The following is a 1,764-nucleotide window of genomic DNA, read 5'->3' on the forward strand; positions in this document are numbered from 1 at the left end:
GAGCCGGCGGGCCTCCACCACGGCGTTGGTGAAGTGCGTCGTGCCGATCATGACGGTCTCGACGGCCTCCGGCGCGACGGCGCTGCGGGCCAGCAGGCTGCGCAGGCCCTCGACGATTCCGGTGGTCACGTCGGCCGAGGTCGGGTTCTTGACCTCGGCCAGGACGCGGTCACCGTCCATCAGCACGGCGTCGGTGTTGGTCCCGCCGACGTCGATCCCGACGCGCATCAGCCCACCGTCCGATGCCGTACCTGGGGAAGGACGTCGCGGGCGGTGAGCTCGACGACCTCCTTGGCCCGGTCGGCGGCCACGGGGGCCAGGTCCACCGAGTCGGCGCCGGCGTCGATGAGTGCCTGGATCTTCGCCGCGCACTCGTCCGGGTCGCCGGCGATGACGAGGTCCTCGACCCACTGGTCGGGCATCTCGCGCATGATCAGCTCGCCCGCGTTGTCACCGCCGCGCTGGTACATGTCCCACAGCTCGTCGCCGATGCCGTAGATGTCGGTGAGCCCCGACTTGGGCACGGCCGCGAGGTAGAACGCGGCCACGGTCCGGGCCTCCTGCTTGGCCTTCGCCCCGTCCGGGTCGACGGAGTAGAGCGCGTAGGCCGCCACGCGGTGGTGCTCGCCCTCGCGGCCGGCCTTGGTCTGGCCCTCGGCGACGCGTTCGCGCAGCCAGCGCAGGTACTTCGTGCCGGCCAGCACCGACACGAGGGTGGCGTCGGCGACCTCACCGGCGAGGTTGAGCATCCGGGGCCCGATGACGCCCATGTAGATCGGCAGCTTCGTCGCGGCCGGGTGCACCAGCTTGATCTTGTCGAAGGAGTGGACCTTGCCCTCGAAGGTCACCTCCTCGCCGTCGAGCAGCCGCCGTACGTTGGTGACGGTCTCGCGCATCGCCGTGTAGGGCGACTTGGGCATGACGCCCATCTGCTGCACCCAGTGCGGGACGCCGAGGCCGATGCCCGGCCACACGCGACCCGGGTACATACGGTCGATCGTCGCGAGCTCCATGGCGAGGGCCGCGGGGTGACGCGCCATCGCGGAGACGACACCGATGCCGACCTTGATGGAACTGGTGGCGTTCAGCGCGGCCATCGCGCCGGAGACGCCGCCGTAGAAGAAGTAGTCCTCGGGGATCCACAGCTCGCCGAAGCCCTCCCGCTCGACCAGGGCGGAGATCTCCGGGATCTGCTCGGGCGGCAGCTGACTGGAGACGAGCAGGCCGACGGGGGACCGGTTGGTAGCGTTGCTGGTCATCGCGTCGTTCCTTCCGTCGTGCCGTCCTCGCGCAGTGCGGCCAGGACGTCGAAGGGGGTGATGGGGAGGTTGCGGATGGGCTTGCCGATCGCGTCGGAGACAGCGCTGGCGATCACTGCGGCGACCGGGATGATCGACGGCTCGCCCGCGCCCTTGGCGCCGTACGGGCCCTCCGGCCACGGGTTGTCCAGCAGCGCGATGTCGATCGGCGGCGCCTCGAACGCCGTCGGCAGGCGGTAGTTCTCCAGGCTGGCGTCCAGGGTCACGCCGTCGGCCACGCGCAGGTCCTCGTAGAGGGCGTAGCCGACGCCCTGCAGCACGCCGCCGAGGATCTGGCCCTCGACCTGCTGCGGGTTGATCGCGCGGCCGACGTCCTGGGCGACGACGTAGCGCAGGATCGTGACCTTGCCGGTGTCGCGGTCGACCTCGACCTCCGCGGAGTGCACGTGGTAGGTGGGGGTGGCGAACCCGGTGGACAGCGCCCCGGTGAGACAGCCCGAGTCGA

Annotated in this window: 3 protein-coding genes; all 3 read right to left on the bottom strand. The window is 70.7% G+C overall.

What is annotated here, in order from left to right:
• On the bottom strand, nt 1-228 hold a 228-nt coding region (locus tag PKE99_RS37415), incomplete at its 3' end, for a hydantoinase/oxoprolinase N-terminal domain-containing protein (protein WP_271215010.1).
• Nucleotides 228-1,259: an LLM class flavin-dependent oxidoreductase gene (locus PKE99_RS37420; RefSeq protein ID WP_037054432.1), complete on the bottom strand. Its 1,032-nt coding sequence runs from the start codon at nt 1,257-1,259 to the stop codon at nt 228-230. The genes PKE99_RS37415 and PKE99_RS37420, both read right to left, overlap by 1 nt.
• Nucleotides 1,256-1,764 (bottom strand): xanthine dehydrogenase family protein molybdopterin-binding subunit (locus tag PKE99_RS37425; protein WP_271215011.1); only part of this gene is annotated, 509 nt, incomplete at its 5' end. The genes PKE99_RS37425 and PKE99_RS37420, both read right to left, overlap by 4 nt.

Source organism: Pseudonocardia halophobica (genome assembly GCF_027922425.1).
GTDB classification, from domain to species: Bacteria; Actinomycetota; Actinomycetes; order Mycobacteriales; family Pseudonocardiaceae; genus Pseudonocardia; species Pseudonocardia halophobica.